Source organism: Streptomyces sp. NPDC001902, assembly GCF_042891295.1.
Classification (GTDB): Bacteria; Actinomycetota; Actinomycetes; order Streptomycetales; family Streptomycetaceae; genus Actinacidiphila.
Window position 1 is genome coordinate 17551 of record NZ_JBIATA010000041.1, and the last position, 20964, is coordinate 38514.

A 20964-nucleotide genomic window follows, 5' to 3' on the forward strand; every position below is an offset into this window, starting at 1 on the left:
GTACTGCTCCCGAATCAGATGCTGTACCCGCCGTCGACGGTCAACCGTGCGCCCGTGATGTAGGCGGCGTTCTCACTGGCGAGGAAGACGGCCGCCTTGGCGATGTCCTCGGTGGTGCCCATGCGCCCCAGGGGTGTCATGGCCACCTGCGGGGCGGCGTTCGGCCCGTCCGCGGGGTTCATGTCCGTGTCGGTCGCTCCGGGCTGTATGACGTTGACGGTGATGCCGCGCGGGCCGAAGTCGCGCGCCCACCCGCGGCCGAGCTGGTCGATCGCCGCCTTGCTTGCCGCGTATTCGGCGACGCCGGGGACAGGAACGCGGTGGGCGACGATGCTTCCCACCAGGATGACGCGCCCGCCGTCGGGCAGGTAGCGCGATGCGGAATGCGTGGTGACGACGGTGCCCATCACATTGGTGGCCATCATCTGCTGGACCCCTTCGAGGAGGTCCAGGTCCAACTGGTCGACGGTGCCCATGACGGCTACTCCGGCAGAGTTCACCAGCACGTCGATCTGGCCGCCCAGGAACTCCGCAGCCTGTTCGACAGCGGTCGACGCCTCGTGGGGAACGGACTGGTCCGCCTGCACGGCAAGCGCCTTCGCCCCAAGAGCGGCCAGCTCGGCGACGACCTCTTCCGCCTGCTCGCGCGACTTCCGGTAGGTGATGACGACGTTCGCACCCTCGCGCGCCAGTTCACGAGCGATCCCCGCACCGATTCCTCGCGACCCTCCGGTCACGAGCGCAGTCCGTCCTGTCAGAGCCTTGGGCATGGCGATGTCTCCTTGCGCCGTTCAGTTGGCTTTCAGCTACTGAACCGAAGCTAAAGGTTGACATTAGTGTGAACGTCAAGCCGAGGCGCCGTGACGCCCGCCACTCGTGCTTGCGCCCATGAGGCGCGCATCCGCACTCATGGCACCGCTGTCGCGCGACAACGCGACTGCTCGAGCCTGACCGCGCGGACGGGGCCGTTCAGTGGTTCCGGTTCGACGCTGCGCCTGCCGGCGATCACCGGGAAATTCGGATTCGACACTGCCCCAGATTTCAAGTTGTCCAATTCTTTGATCCTCGCTGCTCGGACCGTAATTGTTGCATCGGGATGCCCCGTCGAGGGAATCCAAAGCGGGGCATCCTTGCCAAATTCGGCTCGATTGAATGAATTAATTTTATCCCGCCCCGCAACGCTTTCTCGGCGTTGAGAGCTCGTTCCGGATTCACTCCAAGGTGTATCAACATGGAGTCCGGGAAATCGCGCACAGCGGGACGACATGGGGCCTGAGCTCGGGAAACGCCAAGGTTGCGGCCTCCCGAGCGCCGTCGCCCATTTCTCGGCGATGCCCTGTTTGGCCGACCTTCACCGCGAAGCGTGAATGACTTCCGGGTGGGCATCGGCTAGCTTCGGTTTCGCATCGGAAAATTCCTATCTCCAAGGGAGGAATGCAGTGAAAGGTCTTGCTCGAGCCGCGGCTACGGTGGCATTGGCGGTATCGGCCATGGGGGTTCCCCTGGCCGGTACGGCGCTGGCCACTTCCGCGACCTGTTCGGGGGATGGCTGGGACAACGGCTACGGTGGCCGGGGCCACGACCGCGGAGACCACGGCCGTGGAGGCTACGGCCGTGGAGGCTACGGCCACGGAGGGTACGACCGCGGGAACTACGGCCGCGGGGGGTACGGCCGTGGAGGCTACGACCGCGGAGGGTACGGCCACGGAGGCTATGGCCGTGGAGGGTACGGCGGTTGGGGCGAGGACTTCGGCTCCTTCAGGTTCACCAACAAGTCCCTCAACTCGGCCCACGTGAAGGCCCATAACGAATCGCTGTCGGCCAACGTCGCCTCCCCGGCGGCAGTCGCGCAGTCCGAGGCGGTCCAGGCCATCAACATCCGTCAGTAGCGCCCGAAGCCGACCGTCGCCCTGGACAAACCTGCCATGTCAGGGCCCGGTCACATTCGAAGGGGGCGACGGGCGAAGGCCTGACCGCGACCGTTCCTGGCGGGCCGGTCGCGGTCAGGCTCGTCTCGTCATGGCCGGCCATGCTGTGCGTTGATGCGCCCGGCCAACGGTATCGGTGAGGCCTCACTCCGCCACCGGCAGCACCAGCCGTGAGGGGCGGGCTGCGGCGTGGTGGATACGCCGCGTGCCCAGGGTGTCGGGGGCCGCCCAGCGGGGATGGGCGGAGGCGGTCACCTGGAGGCGGAGCCGGTGGCCCGGGCGGAACACGTGCGCCGCGGACCACAGGTCGACGCGGACTCCTGGGGGTTCGTCTCGGCCGGGCCTTCGGCCCGCGCGACGCCGTCAGCGAGATTGATCGACGTACCGTCCGCGTGGACGTCGCACAGCCGGGCCACCCAGGTTGCCGGGCCGTCGCTCGTGGTGGTGAGGACCACGGTCATCCGGCCGGCGACCTCCAGGGGGGCGGTCAGCACGTCAGGCCGGGCCTCGATGGCGCGCTGGTCGAACGGGCCTGCGGGATAAGCGTCGGTCAGCAGCAGGGCGCCACCGCAGACCGGCACGGGGTCGGCGGGGTCACACCTCTCACCGTCGCCTGTGCGGGCCCAGATTGAGCAGCACCGTGCCGAGATGGGCGGCAGTGAGGGAAGGCGTCGGCAGTGGAGGCGTGGCCGGGCGGGCGCGCAGGCCGTCGAGGAGCACGGTGAGCGGGCGGAGCCAGGCATCCGGGGCGACGGTGACGAGCGCGGGAACGGCCCGGCCCAGTGCTGCCAGCGCGAAGAGCAGGTCCTCGGTGGTGAGGTCCGGGCGGACGGTGCCCTGCTCCTGACCGCGCCGGAGCAGCCCGTCGATGGTCGTGCGGTTGTGGGCGTGGATCGCCTCCAGGGAGCTGACGCCTTCCAGGTTCGTGGTCATGAGGTCGTTGGTACCGCGGTCCGCCGCCAGGCCCGCGAACACTGTGCGTAGGTAATCCGTCAGTCCCGCCCATGCGTCTTCGGCGGCTCGTGCCCGATCGCCCGCCGCTGTGGTCTCGGTGAGCGCATTCCGGAAGACCTCGTCGACGAGCGCGGCACGCGTCGGAAAGTGGCGATAGAGGGTGGCGTTGCCCACGCCCGCCCGCCGGGCGATCTCATCGAGCGGGGCATCCAGGCCCTGTTCGGCGAAGACCTCGCGGGCCTTGTCCGTCAGCAACTTCCGGTTGCGCAGCGCATCGCGGCGTGCTCTCGGTGGACGGTCACCCGTCATGTCTCCCCTCACCTTCCTCCTCGTACCGGGGAGTGATCCCCAGTACGGATGCTATCGTCAACGAAGTAACCGGGGACCATTCCCCGTTTCAGCTTGCGCGGGCGGAACGTTCACGGGAATGCCGTTCGCGGGGAAGGGGGAAACGTGTCCGGCACCGCACTCGTGCTCGGTGGCGGTGGACCGGTGGGCGGGGCCTGGTTGACCGGAGTACTCGCCGGGCTCACCGAGGCCGGGATCGATCTCCACCGTGCTGACGTCGTGATCGGAACCTCCGCCGGCGCCGTCTTCGGATCCCGGCTCCTGGGCGGCGTCCCGGCCGCAGATCTGTACGAGCGCCAACTGTCAGGAGCGGACGCGGTCCGTCTGCCGGTGACGGCGCGCCAGATGGCGCTCTTCCTCTGGGCGGTGCTCGGCTCCCGAGGACCCCAGCAGTCCATCGAACGCCTTGCCCGGGCAGCGCTGCGCGCCCGGACCGGCCCGGAGGCGGAGGTCTTCGATACGGTCGGCGCGCTTCTGGGCGACGTCCGCAACTGGCCCCAACGAGAACTGCGGATCACCGCGGTCGACGCGGAGACCGGACGACTTGAGGTGTTCGACTCACATTCCGGAGTGACGCTCCTCGAAGCGGTCGCGGCGAGCTGCGCCGTGCCCGTCGTATGGCCACCCGTCACCGTGGCGGGCCGACGCTGGGTAGACGGCGGAAGTCGTTCGACCGCGAACCTCCAGCTCGCACGCGGATACCGCCGGGTGCTGGCGGTCGTACCGGTCCCTCGGGCGGTTGGTCCGCATCCGAGCGCCTCGCAGCAGGCCGCGGAACTGTCCGCCGACGGCACACGCGTCATCCTGCTGTCCCCGGGCCGCGTTGCGCGCCGCGTGATGGGCCGCAACATGACGGACGACACGCGTCGGCCGGCTGCCGCCCGCGCGGGCCACGCCCAGGCCAGCGCCCTGGCCCCTTCGGTGGCGGACGTCTGGCAGGGGTGACGCGGGACAAGGGCGCACGCTGCCCAACTTCTTTGGCCGCCTGAGTTGCGTCAGATCCCCTACCGGCGCGCCTTGTTGTCACACATCGGCGGGCTGTCCGGTCTCAGTAGGCGCAGGCCGCATGACAGGGCAGCCTGCGCCGGCACGGGTTGATCAACGTGCTGTGCGGTGGCCATCGGCCCGGCGTGAAACGGGCCCGGCGCACCCGAAGCGCCCGTCCCAGCGGTGGAGGCGGGCGCTTTGCGCGAAGCGACGGCCGGCCAAACGGCCTTCGGGGCGCCGACGCCGGTGCGCCCAACAAGGCACGGATCCCTGCACGTGTTGCCCTCACTTGGCCCTTCCAGCATGTCGAGACCTGCCGAAGGGAAGGCGTCCGAGACGCCTGCACACGGCCAGGTCCCCCGTGAACGTCGTCGGGGACCTGGCATCGCGCGGAAGGTTGTCCGGAAGGCAGGCGGCCTCCCGGCGTCCTACGTCAGCCGGTGATCTCCACCCGACCATTGGACGCCTCAGGGTGTACAGGCTCCGCGGATCCGCGCTTGGTGATGCCCTTGAGCAGTTCGGCGAGGTCGACTCCCGTGGTGGAGCTGAGCAGTTCCATGCCCTGCGCCACGTTGTCCGCGACCGTACGGGACAGCTGGCTGGCGCCGTCGGTCGAGATCACGGTCATCTTGTCCACCGCAGACAGCGGCTCGGACGCCTTCGCGACGACCTGAGGCAGCACCTCGACCAGCATCTGCAGCACCGCCGCGTCGCCGTACTGGGCGAACGCGTCGGCCTTCTTCCGCATGGCCTCGGCCTCGGCCGACCCCTTCGCCGCGATGGCCGCGGCCTGCGCCTCGCCCTCGATCCGTACGGCATCGGCGAGTGCGGCGCGGTGTGCCTTCTCGCCCTCACCGGTCAGCCGGGAACGCTGGGCGTCCGCCTCTGCCTCCTTGACCAGGGCGATGCGGCGGGCCTCGGCCTCCTGCTCGGCCTGGTACCGCGCGGCATCGGCGGGCTTGCGGACCTTGGTGTCCAGTTCACGGTCGGTCAGTGCGGCCTGCCGGGCGGCGACCTTCTCCTGCTCGGCGAGGACTTCCTGACTGCGGGCGGCCTCGGCGAGCGGGCCCGCGGCAGCGGCGCGGGCAGCGGCCTCGTCCGTCTCGGCCTTGATCTCGGCCTGCTTGAGCGCGAACGTCCGCTGCGCGATGGCGATCTCCTCCTCGGCCTTGAGCCGGGCCTGCTCCGACGCCTGCCGCGCCACCGCCTCGGCGATGTCCGCCTCCTGCTTGGCGCGGGCGGCCTCCGGGCGACCCAGGTCCTCCAGGTAGGAGCCCTCGGTGGTGATGTCCTGGATCTGGAAGGCGTCCAGCACCAGGCCCTGCCCGGACAGACTGGCCTCCGCCTCCTCCGCCACCTGACCGGCGAACGCCGCACGGTCGCGGATGATGTCCTCCACGGACATCCGCCCGACGATCGAGCGAAGAGCGCCGGACAGGACTTCCTGGGTGAAGCCCACGATGCCGTCCTGCTGCATCAAGAAGCGCTGGGCCGCCGCCCGGATGGAGTCCTCGGTGCCGCCGACCTTGACGATCGCGACACCCTCCAGGTGGGCCTTCACCCCTCGCAGCGTGACCGCGCCGCGCACGGCGACGGGGATGTGCCGGCTGGACAGGTCCAGGGTGAACTTCTGCTGGACGAAGGGCACGACGAACACGCCACCGCCGACCACGACCTTCTGACCGCTGTTGTCGGTGAAGATCCGGCCGGTCTCCGGGTCGGTGGACTTCTTGCCCCGCCGGCCGGTGACGATGAACGCCTCGCTGGGACCCGCGACCTTGTAGCGGGTGATGACGACGAGGGCGAGCAGTACGACGAGTACGACGATGCCCACCACAGCGGTGAGTACAGGGCTCATGCCGGAATCCCTTGATCAGAACAGCAATGACAAAGACGAGGTGCCGGACGCCTCGGGCGTTCAGTGATCGACGGGACGCACCGCGACCGACGTGGTGGACAGGGCCTCCTCGACCCACACCCTGGTGCCCCGCGGCAGCGCGACCGTGCTCCTGGCGGCGAGCTTCACCGGCTGGCCGGCCAGGTACGTCAGCACCTCGCCGTAGCCGTCCGCCGGAATCGCGGTGACCACCGTGCCCGAACCGCCGATGAGGTCGTCGCCACGCGGCGCCGACGAAGTCCCCCCGCGCATCAAGGCCTGGCTGAACCTCCACGTCAGCCATCCCGCCACGCCGCCGGCGGCCGCCCCCGCCCCGGCGGCGATCAACGTGCCGAGCCCGGTGGTGCCCAGGACGATCGCGCCGGTGAAGCCGAGCATCGACACGAATCCCGCGATCACGGGCAGGGACAGCAAGCCGTCCAGGCCGCCGAGCCCGCCAAAGAGCCCATCCAGCACGCCGTCGAAGACGAGCGCCAGCGCCAGCACCACCAGACCGGCGATGCCGAGACCGAGAAACCACCCCATCCTGCCCCCACCCCCCAGCACGCCGATCGCCCGAAGGCATCGCGATGGTGTCATGAAGCACAGCGCCGTGACATTGCCGGATCCCGGCAATCTTTACGCGTTCTTTACGCCCCGCTGACGGCGCAGTTGCTGCCAGCGGGTGCGGTGCTCAGCGGTGCCGTAGGCGCGGGCCACGCCCGCGACGGCGTCGGTGACCGCTCTGCCACGGAACGGAAGTTCATCCGCCGGGCGTTCGGCGACGGCATGACGGCCACGGCCGCCGGCCGGACTTTTCCGGCGGCGCACTCGTGGCACCCCCGGTTGGTCGGTCAAAACACAGCGATATTTAATTTCCCGGCATCCTCTCCTTACCGGAAGCCGGGACATGTCGGGAATGCCGATCCAGAAATGTGTTCTTGCGCCACCGGATCAGCCTCGGATAACTTGTCGACGCGTCAACAGGCGGAGGTACAGCCGGAGATGACCCTCCGGCCTTCCGGAACGCCGGGAACTTCGTCGCGCAGAGCGTCAGCCGTCGGGCAGGGGATTCTCAAACAGAACCCTTGCCCCCTTTCATGTCGAGGAGTTCTCGTGCGCAGCATTAGGTCGGCGAGAAAGAATCCCGCTGGAACGTCCGCCAGTACTCGGCTTCCCAACCGTCTCCGTCTCGGCGCCGTCGCGACCGCGCTCGGCGCGACGCTGGTCTTTGCCTTCCCTGCTGAGGCGAACGCCTCGGTCCTGCAGCTGCTGCCCCAGAACGCCGATGGCCTGGAGCAGTCCTTCTCCCCGGCTTACGACTACGACAAGGACGGCTGCTACACCACGGCCGCCATCGGCGCCGACGGCACGCTCAATCCCGGCTTGAAGCTGGGTGGGGACGTCAACGGGCACTGCCACGACTACGCCCAGCTGGCCAACGCCAACACGTACTCGCGCGAGAAGTGCAACAACGACTGGTGCGCCGTCGTCTACGCCAGCTACTTCGAAAAGGACCAGGCCACGCTCGGCCCCGCGGCCATCGGCCACACCCACGACTGGGAGCACGTCGTGGTCTGGATCCACAACAACCAGGTCGAGTACGTCTCGGCGTCCCAGCACTCCGGCTACCAGATCGCCGCCCGCTCCGCGATCCGTTTCGACGGCACCCACCCCAAGATCGTGTACCACAAGGACGGTGCCTCGACACACTGCTTCCGCTTCGCCAACACCAACGACGAGCCGCCGGAGAACGCCACCGGAGGCTGGTTCTACCCCCGCCTCGTCGGCTGGGAGGGCTACCCCGCGGGCTACCGGGACAAGCTCATGAACGCGGACTTCGGCTCGGCCACCATCAAGATCAACGACGCCCGCTTCAACTCCACCCTCGCCAACTCCAAGCCCTCCGGCATCCCCTTCGATCCCAACGCCTGAGCCGTGCGCGGACGGCGATCCGTCGGATTGCCGTCCGCACGGGGCGTGTTCTCGGCGCCGCGGCCGCCTTTGCGAGGTGGGCTCAGCCGTCTCCTGGATCCGTGCCGGGATACTCGCACCGCGGCCGTGCCGGGCCCTTGACCCTCACGTGGCGTCAGGCTGCATAGTCGGGTGCCGTGGAGGACCACTGGACCGTGGGACGCGTGGCCGATCTGGCCGGCGTGAGCGTCCGCACGCTGCATCACTATGACGAGATCGGCCTCGTCCAGCCGTCGGGGCGGACCGCAGCCGGATACCGGGCCTATTCGGCGGGCGACGTGGAGCGGCTGCGGGAAGTGCTGGCCTACCGGCGGTTGGGCTTCGGGCTGCGGGAGGTCGCGGAACTCGTCGGCGACCCGTCCACCGAAGCGGTCGCGCACCTGCGCCGACTGCGCGGCCTGCTGCTGGAGCGGCGTGATCGCGCTGCCGCCATGGTGACGGCCATCGACAGGGAACTCGAGGCACGGGCGAGGGGCCTGAAGGTGACGCCGGAGGAGCAACTCGAGATGCTCGGCGCACGGCTGTACGACGCGATCGGTGGCGCCTACACCGCGACACGGCGTACCGAGCCGCGGATCGCCGCTCAGATCCGGGACGCACTCGGGGACGCGCAGACGGTGCTGAACGTCGGGGCCGGCACCGGCTCCTACGAGCCTGCTGATCGCGACGTGACCGCGGTGGAGCCGTCGGCGGTGATGCGGGGGCAGCGGCCTGCCGGCGCGGCGCCTTGCGTGGCCGCTGCCGCGGAGAGCCTGCCGTTCGGGGACCGGTCCTTCGACGCCGCGATGGCCGTCTCCACCGTTCACCACTGGGGGGATCCGATAGCGGGGCTGCGCGAGATGCGGCGCGTGGCGCGCCGCGTGGTGGTGCTCACGTTCGACACCGACGAGCCCGGGTGGCAGGACCGGTTCTGGCTCACCCGCGACTACCTGCCCGAGTTCGCCGCCGTCCTCGCGGATTTTCCCTCGCTGGCCGCAATGGCCGACGCGATCGGCGCCCGCGCCGAGCCGGTGCCCATCCCGTGGGACTGCGCTGACGGCCTGTTCGAGGCGTACTGGCGCCGGCCGGAGGCGTATCTGGAGGACCGCGTGCGCCGTGCGATGTCGGTGTGGACGAGGGTCGGACCGGAGGCCGAGCAGCGGGCGGTGCGAAGCCTCAGCGACGACCTGGGCTCCGGCCGGTGGGCTGAGCGCAACGGCGACCTCGCCGGCCTCGACGCGGCAGATCTCGGCCTCCGCCTGCTCATCGCGTGAGCTGGTCGCAGCGTCGGCGTCGGCTCCCGGGCGGCCCGCCGGTCTTGTGCGGCGGTGAGCGGGCACAGCGCTGTCCGGACCCTGTGGTGATTGCCGCGGGGCACGACGCGGGTCCGGCCACGGCGCGCGGCACCGCGCGCGGGCGGCTCGGCGCGGCTCAGCCAACTGCGGGTCACAACGATGTGATGCTACGTCAGTGCGTGGAGCCGGTGGACGCAGGCCGTCTACCGGCGGCCCGACAAGCCGTTCCGGTACGGACACACGCGGGGCGGTTGGGGCGGCTGCTCACCTCGCAGCTGCCGGGCTGCCCCGTAGCCGCCACGGCACCGGCGGCGGACAACCCGGGGCGGTCATCTCGACGACCCGCGACGACGAGGAGGAACCGGCCCCATGACTGGAGCAACCGGCAGGGTGGTGTTGGTGACGGGCGCCAGCAGCGGGATCGGGGCGGCCACCGCGCGCCTCCTCGGCACACGCGGGATGCGCGTGGTGGTCAACTACCTCCGCAGCGGCAACGCGGCTGAGGAGGTCGTGGCGGACATCGCCGCCGCGGGCGGCCAGGCCATGGCCGTGCAGGCGGACGTGCGCGAGGTCGCGGCCGTCGAGGGCATGGTGGAGCAGGTCAGGACGGCATGGGGCGGCATCGACGTGCTCGTGCACAACGCGCTCATCCCGTACGTGGTCACGTCGTTCCAGGAGATGACGTGGGAGGAGCTGGGCGGCAAGCTCGACGCCGAGATGCACGCTGCCTTCACGGTCACGAAGGCGGTCCTGCCCAGCATGACCGAGCAGGGCTGGGGACGCATCGTCTACCTCGGCACCGGCCTCAGCCGCCGGCCCCGGGCGGGCATGATCGCGCTCGGCACGGCCAAGGCCGCGCTGGAACAGTTCGCCCGCTACCTCGCCCAGGAACTCGGACCGCAGGGCATCACGGTCAACGTCGTCGCGCCCGGCCCCGTGGAGGACACCCGCGTGTCGGCGGACGTACTCGACGACGCGGTCAAGGAACGGCAGGTGGCCGCCACCCCTCTCGGCCGCCTCGCACGCCCGGCCGACGTCGCCCGGGCGGTCGCCTTCTACGCCGCCGAGGACAACGCCTTCATGACCGGCACCACCGCCGCGGTCAACGGCGGGCTGTCCATGGACTGACGCGCCGCCGGCGGCCGCACGACCTGAGGAAGGGCGCTCGCGCACACGTCGGAACCGGACGGCTATGCGACCGTGCCGAGATCGGCGGTGAGCCAGCGCTCCGGCCGCATACGGACCACGACGTGATCGGCGAGTTCCACCTCCGCCATGGCCACGAATCTGTCGAGTGCCTCACCCGAGAGATAACGGCCGGCCATCTCGCGATGGAGCGCGCTCGTCCCCTCGGTCACTTCGGCAACCGGCCCCTCGACCGAAACGTACCGGGGCGTCGGCTCCGTGCGCTGGACCAGCAGGCTGAAGCGGCCCGCCGCCCTGATCAGCGTCATCTTCCGAGAGCCCGCGCCGGTGAGGATCCAGGGCAGGCCGCCGGGCTCGTAGGCGTACCAAATCGGAACCATCAACGGTCCGCGGTCGTCGCCGGCGGCGACGCCCAGCGCGGCTACACGCGACTCAGCCAGAAAGCTCTCACGTTCCTCGCGGGAAAGTTCCATGCCTCGACTGTAGGCCCGGCCACTGACGGCGCCGCCGCGCGACCGGGCAGGCAGAGGGCCCCGGGATCGGAAACACGCGCTGCGTTCGCGATGCTCCGGGATGGCGCCTTCCACGAACCGCGGCCTGTCCGGGCGGTCGCTCCGCAGACCTAGACCGTGCTCAGGAGGTGATCCGCGGGGCCGTAGTCGATCTTCCGGTCGGCATGGACCCCCACGGCGCCGTCCTTCTGGCACCGCAGCCCAACCGTCACCCGGCGGACGGACCCGTCGTCGGCGAGCGAGAACGCGACTGCCGTCTCGAACTCCTCGCTGTCCGCGACGAACGCGCGCCCGCCGCACCCACCGCAGACGGAAGAAGCGATCTTCACCGGACGGTCGTCGGCAGCGTTCCGGACAAGCACCGCGAGGTCCGCGGAGACACCCGCGGCGACCTGATCATCAGCATGCACAGGAGCATCGTTCCCCACCTTCACCCATGGCATGGGAGCCCCGCTGCGGCCGCCGGGACCGCTCCGACCCGCACACAGCGCTCCCCCGGCCCTGAACAGCCGCCCGGGCAACCGCTGTCGATAACCTGACCGGGTGACGACCGACCTGACTCTCCTGTCGCGCGTGGCCTACCGTGGCCGGGAGATCACCGCGCCCCGGCTGCGCGGGCTGCTCGCGCTGCTCGCAAGCGAGCTGCGCTCCGGTTGCAGCACCAGCCGGCTGGTGGACGGGCTGTGGCAGGACGAGCTGCCGGCCAACCCCGCCAACGCGCTGCGGATCCTGGTCTCCCGGGCCCGCTCCCAGCTCGGCGCCGACGTCGTCGTCAGCACCCCCACCGGCTACCGGCTCGCGCTGACCGAGGAGCAGGTCGACGCTTCGGCGGCGGTCCTGTGTGCAGAGGCGAGCGCCCGCCACACCCGGGCCGGGGATCACGCCGCCGCCCTGGCCAGTGCCGAGGAGGGCCTCGCCTTCTGGGACTCCGCCCCGGACACCGACGCCGCGCCCGTTGACCCCGTCGAGGAGCTGCGCGCCGAGCGGGCGCCGCTCCACGACTCCCTCGTACGCTCCCGCGCGCTCGCCCTCGCCCGGCTGGGACGACGGGCCGAGGCCGTGGCGCCTCTCACCGAGGTCTTCGCCCGGACCCCGCGCGACGAGGAGGTACTGGCCGAACTGCTGCGCGCCGAGGCGGACACGGCCGGGCCGTCGGCGGCGCTCACCCGCTACGACACGTACCGGCGCGAACTCCGCGACGGCCTCGGCAGCGACCCGGGCCCCGGCCTCAAGGCCGTGCACCAGCAGCTGCTGCAGGTGAAGGCACCCACGGTCCGGTACGGGGTGCCGCACGATCCGAATCCGCTCCTGGGTCGGGACGAGGATCTCGCCGCCGTGGCCGGGCTGCTGCACTCCTCGCGGCTGGCCTCGATCGTCGGCCCCGGCGGGCTGGGCAAGACACGCCTCGCGCACGCCGTCAGCCGCCAGGCGGAACAGCGGACGGTGCACTTCATCTCGCTCGCCGGAGTCAGCACGGACCACGACGTGGCCGGCGAGGTGGCGTCGGCGCTCGGTGGCGGGTCGGACGCGCCCGCCAAAATCGTCGGCGCACTCGGCACCGACCCCACGCTGCTCGTGCTGGACAACTGCGAGCAGGTCGTCCAGGGCACCGCCGACCTGGTGCGCGAGCTGGTGGCCTTGTCCAAGGACCTGCGGGTGCTGGTCACCAGCAGGGCACCGCTCGGGCTGAGCTCCGAAGCGGTGTACCAGCTGCCGCAACTGAGCCTGGCAACCTCCATCGAGCTCTTCGAACAGCGGGCCCGGGCCGCACGCCACCACGTCGAACTCCCGCCCACCGCCGTGGCGGAACTGTGCCGCCACCTGGACGGGCTGCCGCTCGCCGTGGAGCTGGCCGCGGCACGGGTGCGGGTACTGACCGTCCCCGAAATAGCCCGCCGCCTCGGCGACCGGTTCGCGCTGCTGCGCGGCGGGAGCCGTGACGCACCCGAACGGCACCGCACCCTGCACGCCGTCGTCGAGTGGAGCTGGAACCTCCTGGAGGAAGACGCCCGGGCGGCACTGCGGGCACTGTCCGTCTTCCCCGGCGGCTTCACCGAAGAAGCGGCGGAACACCTTCTCGGTGACGACGGCGACGCGCCGTACCTGCTGGAGCAACTGGTCGACCAGTCGCTGCTGAAAGCCGCTGACACCGCGGCCGGAATCCGCTTCCACATGCTGGAGACGGTGCGGGAGTTCAGCGCCGCCCGACGCGCGACGGCCGGGGAGGAACAGGCGGTCACCGGCCGGTTCCTGGACTGGGCACGGAACTTCGGACTCACCAACCACGAGGCCTTGTTCAGCCTCGAGCCGCTACGGCACTGGGCGCGGCTGCGCACCGAACAGGACAACCTCGTGCTCGCCCTGCGCCTCGCCCTCGCCCGCGAGGACCACGCCACCACCGCGGCGGCCGGCGCCGTACTGGCCGGCGTCTGGCTCACCGACTCCGCGAGCTTCCACCGGGTCCTCACCCTGGCCACCGACACCGCGGCGCCCCTGTCGCACTACCGCCCCGACGCCCGGCACACCGACGTCACCCGCACCCTCTGCGCCATCTGCACCGCCGCCCCCTTCATCGGATACGGCCGGCCCAGGACACGCCACCTCGTCACCCTGCGCCGACTGCCGCCCGCGAAGCCCAACACCCTGCTGCGCGCACTCGCCGTCGTGCTGAGCGCCGTCCCGGACATGAGGCCGCCCGGCTACGAGGCCCTGCAGGAACTGTGCGCGAGCGACGCACCCCTGCTCGCGGGCATCGCCGAATGCGTGGCCAGCTACCTCTGGGAGCACGAACACGAGCCGGAACGCGCGCTGTCCTCGGCCCGCCGCATGCTCGCCATGGTCGACGCCGTACCCAATCCGACCCTCAAACTGCTCGGCCACTCCCGCAGCAGCGAACTGTGCGCCGACGCCGGCCTCGGCGACGAGGCCTACGGGCACCTCCTCGCCGCGCTGGACACCCTGACCCACCTCAGCGACCAATCCCCCACCACGGGCCTGCGCCGCGGTCTCGTCCTCGCCTGTCTGCAACGCGGCAAGCCGGACGAAGCCGAGCAGTGGCTACGGCGCGTCGAGCAGAGCCAGCCGGACGAGCACACCTCGGACTTCACCACCGACCAGGCCGCCTGGGCCGAGATCGCGCTCGCCCGCGGCCTCACCGAACTCGGCCTCAAGCAATGGCGGACAGCCGTCGAGCGGATGCGCGCAAGCGATTCACCGCCCGCCGACCCCTCCGTGGACGCCTGGGCACAGGCGATCGAAGCCCACGCGGTGGCCGCCCACGCGTACGCCGGACGGCTGGAACCAGTCGCCGGCCTCGTGGCCGAACTGGAGAACCGGCTGCTCACGCTGCTCGCCGACGGCTCCCGCCCGCCCGGGGAGGTGCTGACCTACGGCACCCGCGTCCTGGCCCTCGGCCTGGCCCGGCTCGCCAAGGGCGACCGGTCCGCGGTAGGCCTGCTGGCCCTGGCGGAACGACTGCACGTCTCACAGGTCTTCCAGCCCACGATGTCCCTCGACCGCGCCCGGCAGGCCGCCGAAGACGCCGACGGGGCGGCGTACGCCGACGCGGTGTCGGAGTACGCCGCCCTCAAGCGGGACGGGCTGCGGGAGGCGGCCCGCACACTCATTTCGGATCGCGGTTGAACTGCGCCATCGACCAGCGGTAGCCCAGCACCGTCAGACCGACGCACCACGCGACCGCGATCCATCCGTTGCCGCCGATCTCCGTGCCGAGCAGCAGGCCGCGCAGGGTCTCGATCGCCGGGGTGAACGGCTGGTACTCGGCGATCGGCTGGAACCAGCCCGGCATCGTGTCCGCCGGGATGAACGCGCTCGAGATGAGCGGGAGGAGGATCAACGGCTGCGCACTGTTGGCGGCCGCCTCGGCGTTCGGGCTCGCCATGCCGATACCGACCGCGATCCACGTGAACGCCAGCGAGAACATCACCAGCAGCCCGAACGCCGCCAGCCATTCCAAGGCCGAGGCGTCCGTGGACCGGAAGCCGATGGCCACGGCGATGACGCCGACCAGGACCACGCTGGCGATGCACTGCAGCACGCTGCCCACCACGTGCCCGATGATCACGGAGCCGCGGTGGATCGCCATCGTACGGAAGCGGGCGATGAGGCCCTCGCTCATGTCCATGGAGATGTACACCGCCGCCCCGATGACGGTGCTGCCGATCGTCATCATCACGATGCCCGGCACGATGTAGGCGATGTACTCGGAGCGATCGGCGCCGCCGCCACCGATGCCCGCGCTCATCACGTCGCCGAAGATGTACACGAACAACAGCAGCAGCATGATCGGCGCGAGCAGCAGGTTCAGGGTGGCGGACGGGTAGCGCCGCGCGTGCAGCAGATTGCGGCGCAGCATCGTGTTCGAGTCGCGGACCGCGAGGGAAAAGGCGCTCATCGGACGTTCTCCTTGGACTGGTTGGGGACGGTGGCCGGGGCGGTGAGGGCGAAGAACACGTCGTCGAGGTCCGGGGTGTGCACGGTCAGCTCGTCCGCCTCGACGCCGGCCGTGTCCAGCCAGTCGAGGATGGAGCGCAGCTCGCGCTGGCTGCCGCCGCTGGCGATCTGCAGGGTCAGCGCCTCGTCGTCCCGGGTGACCTCGCGCAGCTGGCCGGCGGCGGACCGGTACGCGTCCGGGTCGGTGAAGCGGAGCCGCACGTGCCCGCCCGGGATGAGCCGCTTCAGCTCCTCCGCGGTGCCCTCGGCGGCGATCTTCCCGTCGTTCAGCACCGCGATCCGGTCGGCGAGCTCGTCGGCCTCCTCCAGGTACTGCGTGGTGAGGAGGACGGTGACGCCGCTGGAGACCAGTTCGCGGATGATCTGCCACATGGTGTGGCGGCTGCGTGGGTCGAGGCCGGTCGTCGGCTCGTCGAGGAAGATGATCCGCGGGTTCCCGACCAGGGTCATGGCGATGTCCAGGCGCCGCTTCATGCCACCGGAGTAGGTGGAGGCGGGCTTCTTCGCGGCCTCGACCAGGTCGAACCTCTCCAGCAACTCGGCTGCGACCCGCCGCCCTTCACGCTTGGACAGGTGGTGCAGGTCCGCCATCAGGAGCATGTTCTCCTCGCCGGTGATCAGACCGTCGACGGCGGAGAACTGCCCCGTGACGCCGATCCCGGCACGTACCGCCTGCGGGTCGGCGGCGATGTCGTGCCCACCGACACGGACCTCACCGGCGTCGGCGGTGATGAGGGTGGAGAGGATCTTGACGACGGTGGTCTTGCCGGCGCCGTTCGGGCCCAGGAGGGCGAAGACCGTGCCCGCGGGCACGTGCAGATCGATGCCGTCGAGGACCAGCTTGTCCCCGAAGGACTTCCGCAGCCCCGTGGCTGCGATGGCGGATGCGTCGGTCGTTGTCATCATGCGACGGAGTCTGCGGGGCGCCGCGTTCAACGACCTTTCAGCTCGGTTTCACCAGCCCCCTGCGACCGGCAACGCGGTGAAATGCGCTGGTCGGCGCAGCGACTGCGTCAGGTGCGAGCCCCGCCGGGGAGCCCCCGCCGGCTCGGGACAGCGCACCGGCGCAAGAGCGGGGCGGGAACGCCTCGTAGAACGGCGTACGGGCCCCCGTCAGCATCGATGGGGGCCCGTACGCGACCGGTGCACGTCAGGAGTTCCGGTGAACTCGTCCAGCCGGGTCACGCTCCCGCGTCGAACACGGCCCGCATCCCGCCGCCGCCGGCGGTTCGCGACCGCGGGACGCGCTCCGCGAACACGGACAGGCGCAGCACGCGATAGCGGCCGATCCCGACGAGCGCGGTGGCCGACAGGTACACCGCCTGCTGCAGGACGAGCCCGGCGCCGGGGCGGAGCGCGGTCAGTGCGCCGACTGCGGCCGACGTGACCAGCCAGCCGACGGCGACGGTGGCCGCGCTCTTCACGTGGCCTGCCAGGCCGGGCCGTCCGTGGCCGAACGAGACCCGGGCGTGCAGTTCGGTGGCGACCACGGTCGAGGCGACGGTGGTCAGTACGTTCGCCGCCATCCACGGGATCCACTGCGAGAGCAGGACCAAGGCCGCCGAGGCCGCCAGGGTGACCCCGCAGCCCAGCCCTGCGAAGCGCACGAACGCCGCCGCGTGACGGCGGATCACTCGCAGGCCGTTCATGGTGGTCCCCTCCCCGGTAGCTACCCCTCGCGGGGCCGTCGTCGTCATGCCGCAGAGCGTGACCGACCCGCCGTTCAGCGCCGTTTCACGGCGTTTTCAGGGGTGCGGACGGCAGTGAAACCGGTACGGCGACATGCGGCCCGTCGCGGCGACAGACAGTGAGTCGGCATGCCCGGCGATGCACAACGGGCACCGGTGGGGGCAGGGCCGCGTCGGGTTCCAGGTGCCGGATATGTTCGCACGGCCGTTCGCGGGCTACGACGAGGCGGTCAAGGCGCGCAAGGCACTCGGCCTCGCCACGTCGGAGGCGTCGGACACGTCGGACACGTCGGACACGTCGGGGAACACCGAGGCATGATCAGCCCGGGCTCGTAGGCGAGGGCGTGGCGGACCGCGGCCGGCCCCTTCGACGCCAGGAGGCGGTGCCTCCCTCCCGGGCACAGCGGCGGAATCCGGCCAGATGTTCGAAACGGATTGCCCGCACGGGCCCCAGCTGTCACCGTCGTGCGCGGCCGCCCGGCGGCCACTCGACCCGGTCCCTCGTCAGATGATCCGTCGAAGGAGTCCTCCGCCGTCATGAGAAGCGTCTTACCCCTCCCTGCCCCGGGCGCCAGACCCGGCTGGCGCGCCCGGATCGTGAGCCTCGCGGCCACCGCAGCGATCCTCGTGGCGGCCACCTTGATGGGCGCCGGCCCGGCGATGGCCGCGCCGGCGCCCATCAAGCTCACCTCGGCCTCCTGCCCGACCGATATCGTCCAGGGCCAGGTGAGCGGCTGCGTCACCGAACTGCAGAACCTGCTCAACGCCCACGGAGCGGGCCTCACGGTGGACGGCGACTTCGGGCCGAACACGCTCTACGCGGTGCGTGAGTTCCAGGCCGCCACCGCCATCGCCGTGGACGGCCGGGTGGGCCCCCAGACCAAGAGCAAGCTGTACGCCACCGGGGGCGCGGCGCCCGCACCGGTCAACCTCACGTCCTCCTCGTGCCCGGCGAACATCGTGCAGGGCAGCGAGAGCGGCTGCGTCACCGAACTCCAGCGCCTGCTCCGCCACTTCGGCTACGCGGTGAGCGTGGACGGCGACTTCGGGCCGGAGACGTACAGCGCGGTCCGCAGCTTCCAGTCCTCGCACGGCCTGTCGGTCGACGGCGAGGTCGGCCCGAACACCAAGCGGGAACTGTACGACACCGACGAGGCGCCCTCGACCGGCCTGGACCTGCGGTCCTCCTCGTGCCCGGCGAACATCGTGGAGGGCCAGACCGGCGGCTGCGTCGCGACCCTGCAGGCGCTGCTCAACGGCAAGGGCCAGCACCTCGACGTCGACGGTGAGTTCGGTCCGCTGACCCTGACGGCCGTGCGGTCCTTCCAGTCCTCGCACGGCCTGTCGGTCGACGGCGAGGTCGGCCCGAACACCAAGAACGCCCTGTACTCCAACATCGGCGGTGGCGGCGGCAGCGGTGCCCCCGCGCCGATCAACCTGAACTCCGCCGCGTGCCCGACCGACATCGTCAAGGGCCAGCGCAGCGGCTGCGTCACCGAGCTGCAGAGCCTCCTCAACCACCACGGCGCCGATCTCGCCGTCGACGGCGACTTCGGGCCGATGACCGACAGCGCGGTGCGGGACTTCCAAACCGAGAAGGGGCTCGCGGTCGACGGTAGGGTGGGCCCGAACACCAAGGCCGCCCTGTACGGCGCGGTCACCCCGCCCACGTCGCCGCCGCCCGGCGGCGGCTACGCCAAACTCCTCGACGTCGCCGCCGCCGAGGTCGGCACGGTCGAGGGCAGCGCCCGCGCGAACAGCTACGGCGTGGCCGTGGGGCTCTCCCTGTCCACCAACAACTACGCCTGGTGCGCGACGTTCGTCAGCTGGGTGGCCAAGCAGACGGGCGCCACCTCCTACCGCAACAGCTACGTCTCCGGCTGGGTGAAGCAGGCCCGGGCCGGCAACTACCACCTGTCGGTGACGACCAACCCCCAGCCCGGCGACATCGTGGCCTTCGACTGGAACGGCGGGAGCAACTTCAACGACGGCCAGGAGCACATCGGCATCGTGCGGACGGTGAGCGGCGGTTCCTCCTTCACCACCGTCGAGGGCAACACCGGCAACCCCAACGGCGGCAAGGACGGCGTCTACGTCAAGAACCGCGGCACGAACCTGGGGTACGACGTGGTCTTCATCCGGGTCCGCTGACTCAGGGCACGCACGGAAGCGGTGCCGCACCCGCGACCCCGACCCCGGGTGCGGCACCGCTCCGCGTCGAGGTCGCGCCAGACTGAGACTGCACGAACGGGCATCCCAGAACGATGACCCGGCATAACCGCTTCTGACATCCAACGCTGACATCGACGCCCACGTTCACTCGCGGCCGGGACGCCTCAGGAGCAGCCGGTCCGTACGGCTCACGGCCCCGCGCTGGGTGTCCTGCACGACGTGCGTGTGGAACGTTCATGGTGACGGCAATCCCGGAGTGCCCGAGGATCTCCATCACCACGCGGGCGCGACGCCCCACTGGCCTTTCGCAGGGGCTCCGTAGCATGTCCCGGTGACGAGCGAACCAGAGCACACCACGACTGCGATGATGCGGTCTCTGCCCGCGGCGGACACGATCCTCCGCGACACCGACTGGGCCGCTCTGGAGCATCTGTGGGGTCCCGCAGGCGACGTACCCAATTCGCTGGCGGCCCTCCGCGGCACGGATCCCATTGTCCACGCGCGCGTCGTAGACCAGGACCTTGATTGCCTGCGCCACTCAAACGGCGTCTCCCCGGCCACGGTGCCGGCAGCGTTGTTCATCGCCGCGATCCTTCCGGATCCGTGCACCGAGGTCGAAGGGACCTACTGCTCCTGGGACGACCCCGTCGGAGAGGAACGGCGCAGCCTGCTCCGAGTGGAACTGCTCGAATGGCTGGCGTCGCTGGCCCACGACACCGACGACGAGTTGCACGCCGAACTACTGCGGCGGGGCGAGGTCTCACCGGAGATCGAGGAGGTACGGGCCTTGCGGCCCCTGTTCTTCCAGGCAGTCACCCCCTTTCTGAACGACACCAAGCCCGCCGTCCGCCACGCGGCCCTCATCGCAGCCATCTTCCTCGCCGAACACCCCGATCTGGCAGGCCACCACCCTGACCTGGCCATCCGTGCCTCAGATACGCCGTCATGCCCGCCCCCAACAGTTCGCCCCTAACGTGTGTCGTTCGCACCGTACAGATCCGTCAGGACACTGCGTGTCGAATCCGTGTCGAAGTTCTACCGGCAAGCGGCGCAGCTGAGGAAGAGCCACAGGTCAAGAGGAGAACGGGACGCGGCCCCAGAGCCCCCTCTCAACACCTGCCCCACCAGCCCAGGAAGGCCGACGCTACGGTGTCGGATGCCGGCAGTAGTCTCCGGGCATGGCAACCAGACCGTCCACGACATGGCGTGACGAGGTCGCGCGGAGCGACTCCGCGGAGCTCTACTCCCCCGGCATGCTGCAGGCCACCGATGCCGCGCTGGCCTCGTTTGAGGAAGAGGCGCGTGCTTTCCGCAGCGCATCCGACGAGCCCGTGCTTGCCGCCGTCGAGCGCGTCGTGCAGCAACTGAACGTCATCGATGAGAAGTACGGGGCGTACTGCACCATAGAGCGAGAGGACCTCTGCGAGTACATCGATGACGTCCTCGTCGAGCAAGGCGTCGACGTCTCGGCGCTCCTGGCCCGCCAGGACATGGAGGAGTTGACCGAACGGTGGCGTGACTGGTGAGTCAGGCGACGGTGCACCTTGGGTACCAGCGTGTACCACAACCGTGCCACATCGGACGGTCAGCAACGGTCAATGACGGTACGCCGCAGTCTTGATGACCCGCTGA

The 20964-nt window shown here is 70.4% G+C and carries 20 protein-coding genes and 1 pseudogene; 9 read left to right on the forward strand and 12 right to left on the reverse strand.

Annotated features, from left to right (window positions below):
• Positions 1-14: 14 nt before the first annotated feature.
• The 4 genes from ACFYYN_RS40210 to ACFYYN_RS40225 form a co-directional block, all read right to left on the reverse strand.
• Positions 15-770 (reverse strand): SDR family NAD(P)-dependent oxidoreductase, encoded by a 756-nt coding sequence (locus ACFYYN_RS40210; RefSeq protein ID WP_500331735.1) that lies wholly within the window; start codon positions 768-770, stop codon positions 15-17.
• 1302 nt (positions 771-2072) lie between these two features.
• The gene (locus ACFYYN_RS40215) at positions 2073-2216 is read right to left on the reverse strand and encodes a hypothetical protein (RefSeq protein WP_500549746.1); all 144 of its coding nucleotides are present in this window, start codon (positions 2214-2216) and stop codon (positions 2073-2075) included.
• On the reverse strand, positions 2180-2509 hold the full coding sequence (locus tag ACFYYN_RS40220) for a CocE/NonD family hydrolase C-terminal non-catalytic domain-containing protein (RefSeq protein ID WP_500549747.1): 330 nt from the start codon (positions 2507-2509) through the stop codon (positions 2180-2182). The genes ACFYYN_RS40215 and ACFYYN_RS40220 overlap by 37 nt, the downstream gene beginning before the upstream one ends.
• A 22-nt stretch (positions 2510-2531) precedes the next feature.
• Positions 2532-3191 (reverse strand): TetR/AcrR family transcriptional regulator, encoded by a 660-nt coding sequence (locus ACFYYN_RS40225; protein ID WP_500549749.1) that lies wholly within the window; start codon positions 3189-3191, stop codon positions 2532-2534.
• Positions 3192-3335: 144 nt separating this feature from the next.
• Between ACFYYN_RS40225 and ACFYYN_RS40230 the strand changes: the two genes are divergently transcribed.
• The gene (locus tag ACFYYN_RS40230) at positions 3336-4175 is read left to right on the forward strand and encodes a patatin-like phospholipase family protein (RefSeq protein ID WP_500549750.1); all 840 of its coding nucleotides are present in this window, start codon (positions 3336-3338) and stop codon (positions 4173-4175) included.
• A gap of 475 nt (positions 4176-4650) precedes the next feature.
• Here ACFYYN_RS40230 and ACFYYN_RS40235 read toward each other — a convergent pair whose 3' ends face one another.
• Both ACFYYN_RS40235 and ACFYYN_RS40240 read right to left on the reverse strand, forming a co-directional pair.
• Complete coding sequence (locus ACFYYN_RS40235; RefSeq protein WP_500549751.1) at positions 4651-6075, reverse strand: flotillin family protein; 1425 nt, start codon at positions 6073-6075, stop codon at positions 4651-4653.
• A 60-nt stretch (positions 6076-6135) separates the two neighbouring features.
• Positions 6136-6639 carry an NfeD C-terminal domain-containing protein gene (locus ACFYYN_RS40240; RefSeq protein ID WP_500549752.1) on the reverse strand — a complete coding sequence of 168 codons (504 nt, stop codon included), beginning with the start codon at positions 6637-6639 and terminating at the stop codon, positions 6136-6138.
• Between the two features lie 570 nt (positions 6640-7209).
• Here ACFYYN_RS40240 and ACFYYN_RS40245 point away from each other — a divergent pair.
• The 3 genes from ACFYYN_RS40245 (at position 7210) to ACFYYN_RS40255 (ending at position 10469) form a co-directional block, all read left to right on the forward strand.
• The gene (locus ACFYYN_RS40245; RefSeq protein WP_500549753.1) at positions 7210-8028 is read left to right on the forward strand and encodes an NPP1 family protein; all 819 of its coding nucleotides are present in this window, start codon (positions 7210-7212) and stop codon (positions 8026-8028) included.
• Between the two features lie 194 nt (positions 8029-8222).
• A complete protein-coding gene (locus ACFYYN_RS40250) occupies positions 8223-9320 on the forward strand; it encodes a MerR family transcriptional regulator (protein WP_500549792.1) in 1098 nt (365 codons plus the stop codon).
• A gap of 390 nt (positions 9321-9710) precedes the next feature.
• Complete coding sequence (locus ACFYYN_RS40255) at positions 9711-10469, forward strand: SDR family NAD(P)-dependent oxidoreductase (RefSeq protein ID WP_500549754.1); 759 nt, start codon at positions 9711-9713, stop codon at positions 10467-10469.
• A 62-nt stretch (positions 10470-10531) separates the two neighbouring features.
• Here ACFYYN_RS40255 and ACFYYN_RS40260 read toward each other — a convergent pair whose 3' ends face one another.
• Together ACFYYN_RS40260 and ACFYYN_RS40265 are read right to left on the reverse strand one after the other, a co-directional pair.
• Positions 10532-10960 (reverse strand): pyridoxamine 5'-phosphate oxidase family protein, encoded by a 429-nt coding sequence (locus ACFYYN_RS40260; RefSeq protein ID WP_500549755.1) that lies wholly within the window; start codon positions 10958-10960, stop codon positions 10532-10534.
• 149 nt (positions 10961-11109) lie between these two features.
• On the reverse strand, positions 11110-11433 hold the full coding sequence (locus tag ACFYYN_RS40265) for a hypothetical protein (RefSeq protein WP_500549756.1): 324 nt from the start codon (positions 11431-11433) through the stop codon (positions 11110-11112).
• Positions 11434-11542: 109 nt separating this feature from the next.
• Between ACFYYN_RS40265 and ACFYYN_RS40270 the strand changes: the two genes are divergently transcribed.
• Positions 11543-14641 carry an ATP-binding protein gene (locus ACFYYN_RS40270; protein WP_500549757.1) on the forward strand — a complete coding sequence of 1033 codons (3099 nt, stop codon included), beginning with the start codon at positions 11543-11545 and terminating at the stop codon, positions 14639-14641.
• Here ACFYYN_RS40270 and ACFYYN_RS40275 read toward each other — a convergent pair.
• From ACFYYN_RS40275 to ACFYYN_RS40285, 3 genes are all read right to left on the reverse strand, one after another.
• On the reverse strand, positions 14622-15413 hold the full coding sequence (locus ACFYYN_RS40275) for an ABC transporter permease (RefSeq protein ID WP_500549758.1): 792 nt from the start codon (positions 15411-15413) through the stop codon (positions 14622-14624). The two genes, ACFYYN_RS40270 and ACFYYN_RS40275, sit on opposite strands and share 20 nt — an antisense overlap.
• On the reverse strand, positions 15410-16378 hold the full coding sequence (locus ACFYYN_RS40280) for an ATP-binding cassette domain-containing protein (RefSeq protein ID WP_500549759.1): 969 nt from the start codon (positions 16376-16378) through the stop codon (positions 15410-15412). Before ACFYYN_RS40280 ends, ACFYYN_RS40275 begins: the two co-directional genes overlap by 4 nt.
• 275 nt (positions 16379-16653) lie before the next feature.
• On the reverse strand, positions 16654-17121 hold the full coding sequence (locus ACFYYN_RS40285; RefSeq protein WP_500549760.1) for a hypothetical protein: 468 nt from the start codon (positions 17119-17121) through the stop codon (positions 16654-16656).
• A 232-nt stretch (positions 17122-17353) separates the two neighbouring features.
• Between ACFYYN_RS40285 and ACFYYN_RS40290 the strand changes: the two genes are divergently transcribed.
• Positions 17354-17479, forward strand: a complete 126-nt coding sequence (locus ACFYYN_RS40290) for a hypothetical protein (protein ID WP_500549761.1) — start codon at positions 17354-17356, stop codon at positions 17477-17479.
• A gap of 218 nt (positions 17480-17697) precedes the next feature.
• Positions 17698-19311, forward strand: a complete 1614-nt coding sequence (locus ACFYYN_RS40295) for a peptidoglycan-binding protein (RefSeq protein WP_500549762.1) — start codon at positions 17698-17700, stop codon at positions 19309-19311.
• A gap of 165 nt (positions 19312-19476) precedes the next feature.
• Here the strand turns inward: ACFYYN_RS40295 and ACFYYN_RS40300 are convergent.
• A pseudogene (locus ACFYYN_RS40300) lies at positions 19477-19627 on the reverse strand (site-specific integrase); the annotation flags it as partial.
• A 36-nt stretch (positions 19628-19663) separates the two neighbouring features.
• Between ACFYYN_RS40300 and ACFYYN_RS40305 the strand changes: the two are divergent.
• Both ACFYYN_RS40305 and ACFYYN_RS40310 read left to right on the forward strand, forming a co-directional pair.
• Positions 19664-20305 carry a hypothetical protein gene (locus ACFYYN_RS40305; protein ID WP_500549763.1) on the forward strand — a complete coding sequence of 214 codons (642 nt, stop codon included), beginning with the start codon at positions 19664-19666 and terminating at the stop codon, positions 20303-20305.
• 205 nt (positions 20306-20510) lie between these two features.
• On the forward strand, positions 20511-20858 hold the full coding sequence (locus ACFYYN_RS40310) for a hypothetical protein (RefSeq protein ID WP_500549764.1): 348 nt from the start codon (positions 20511-20513) through the stop codon (positions 20856-20858).
• Positions 20859-20964: the final 106 nt, after the last annotated feature.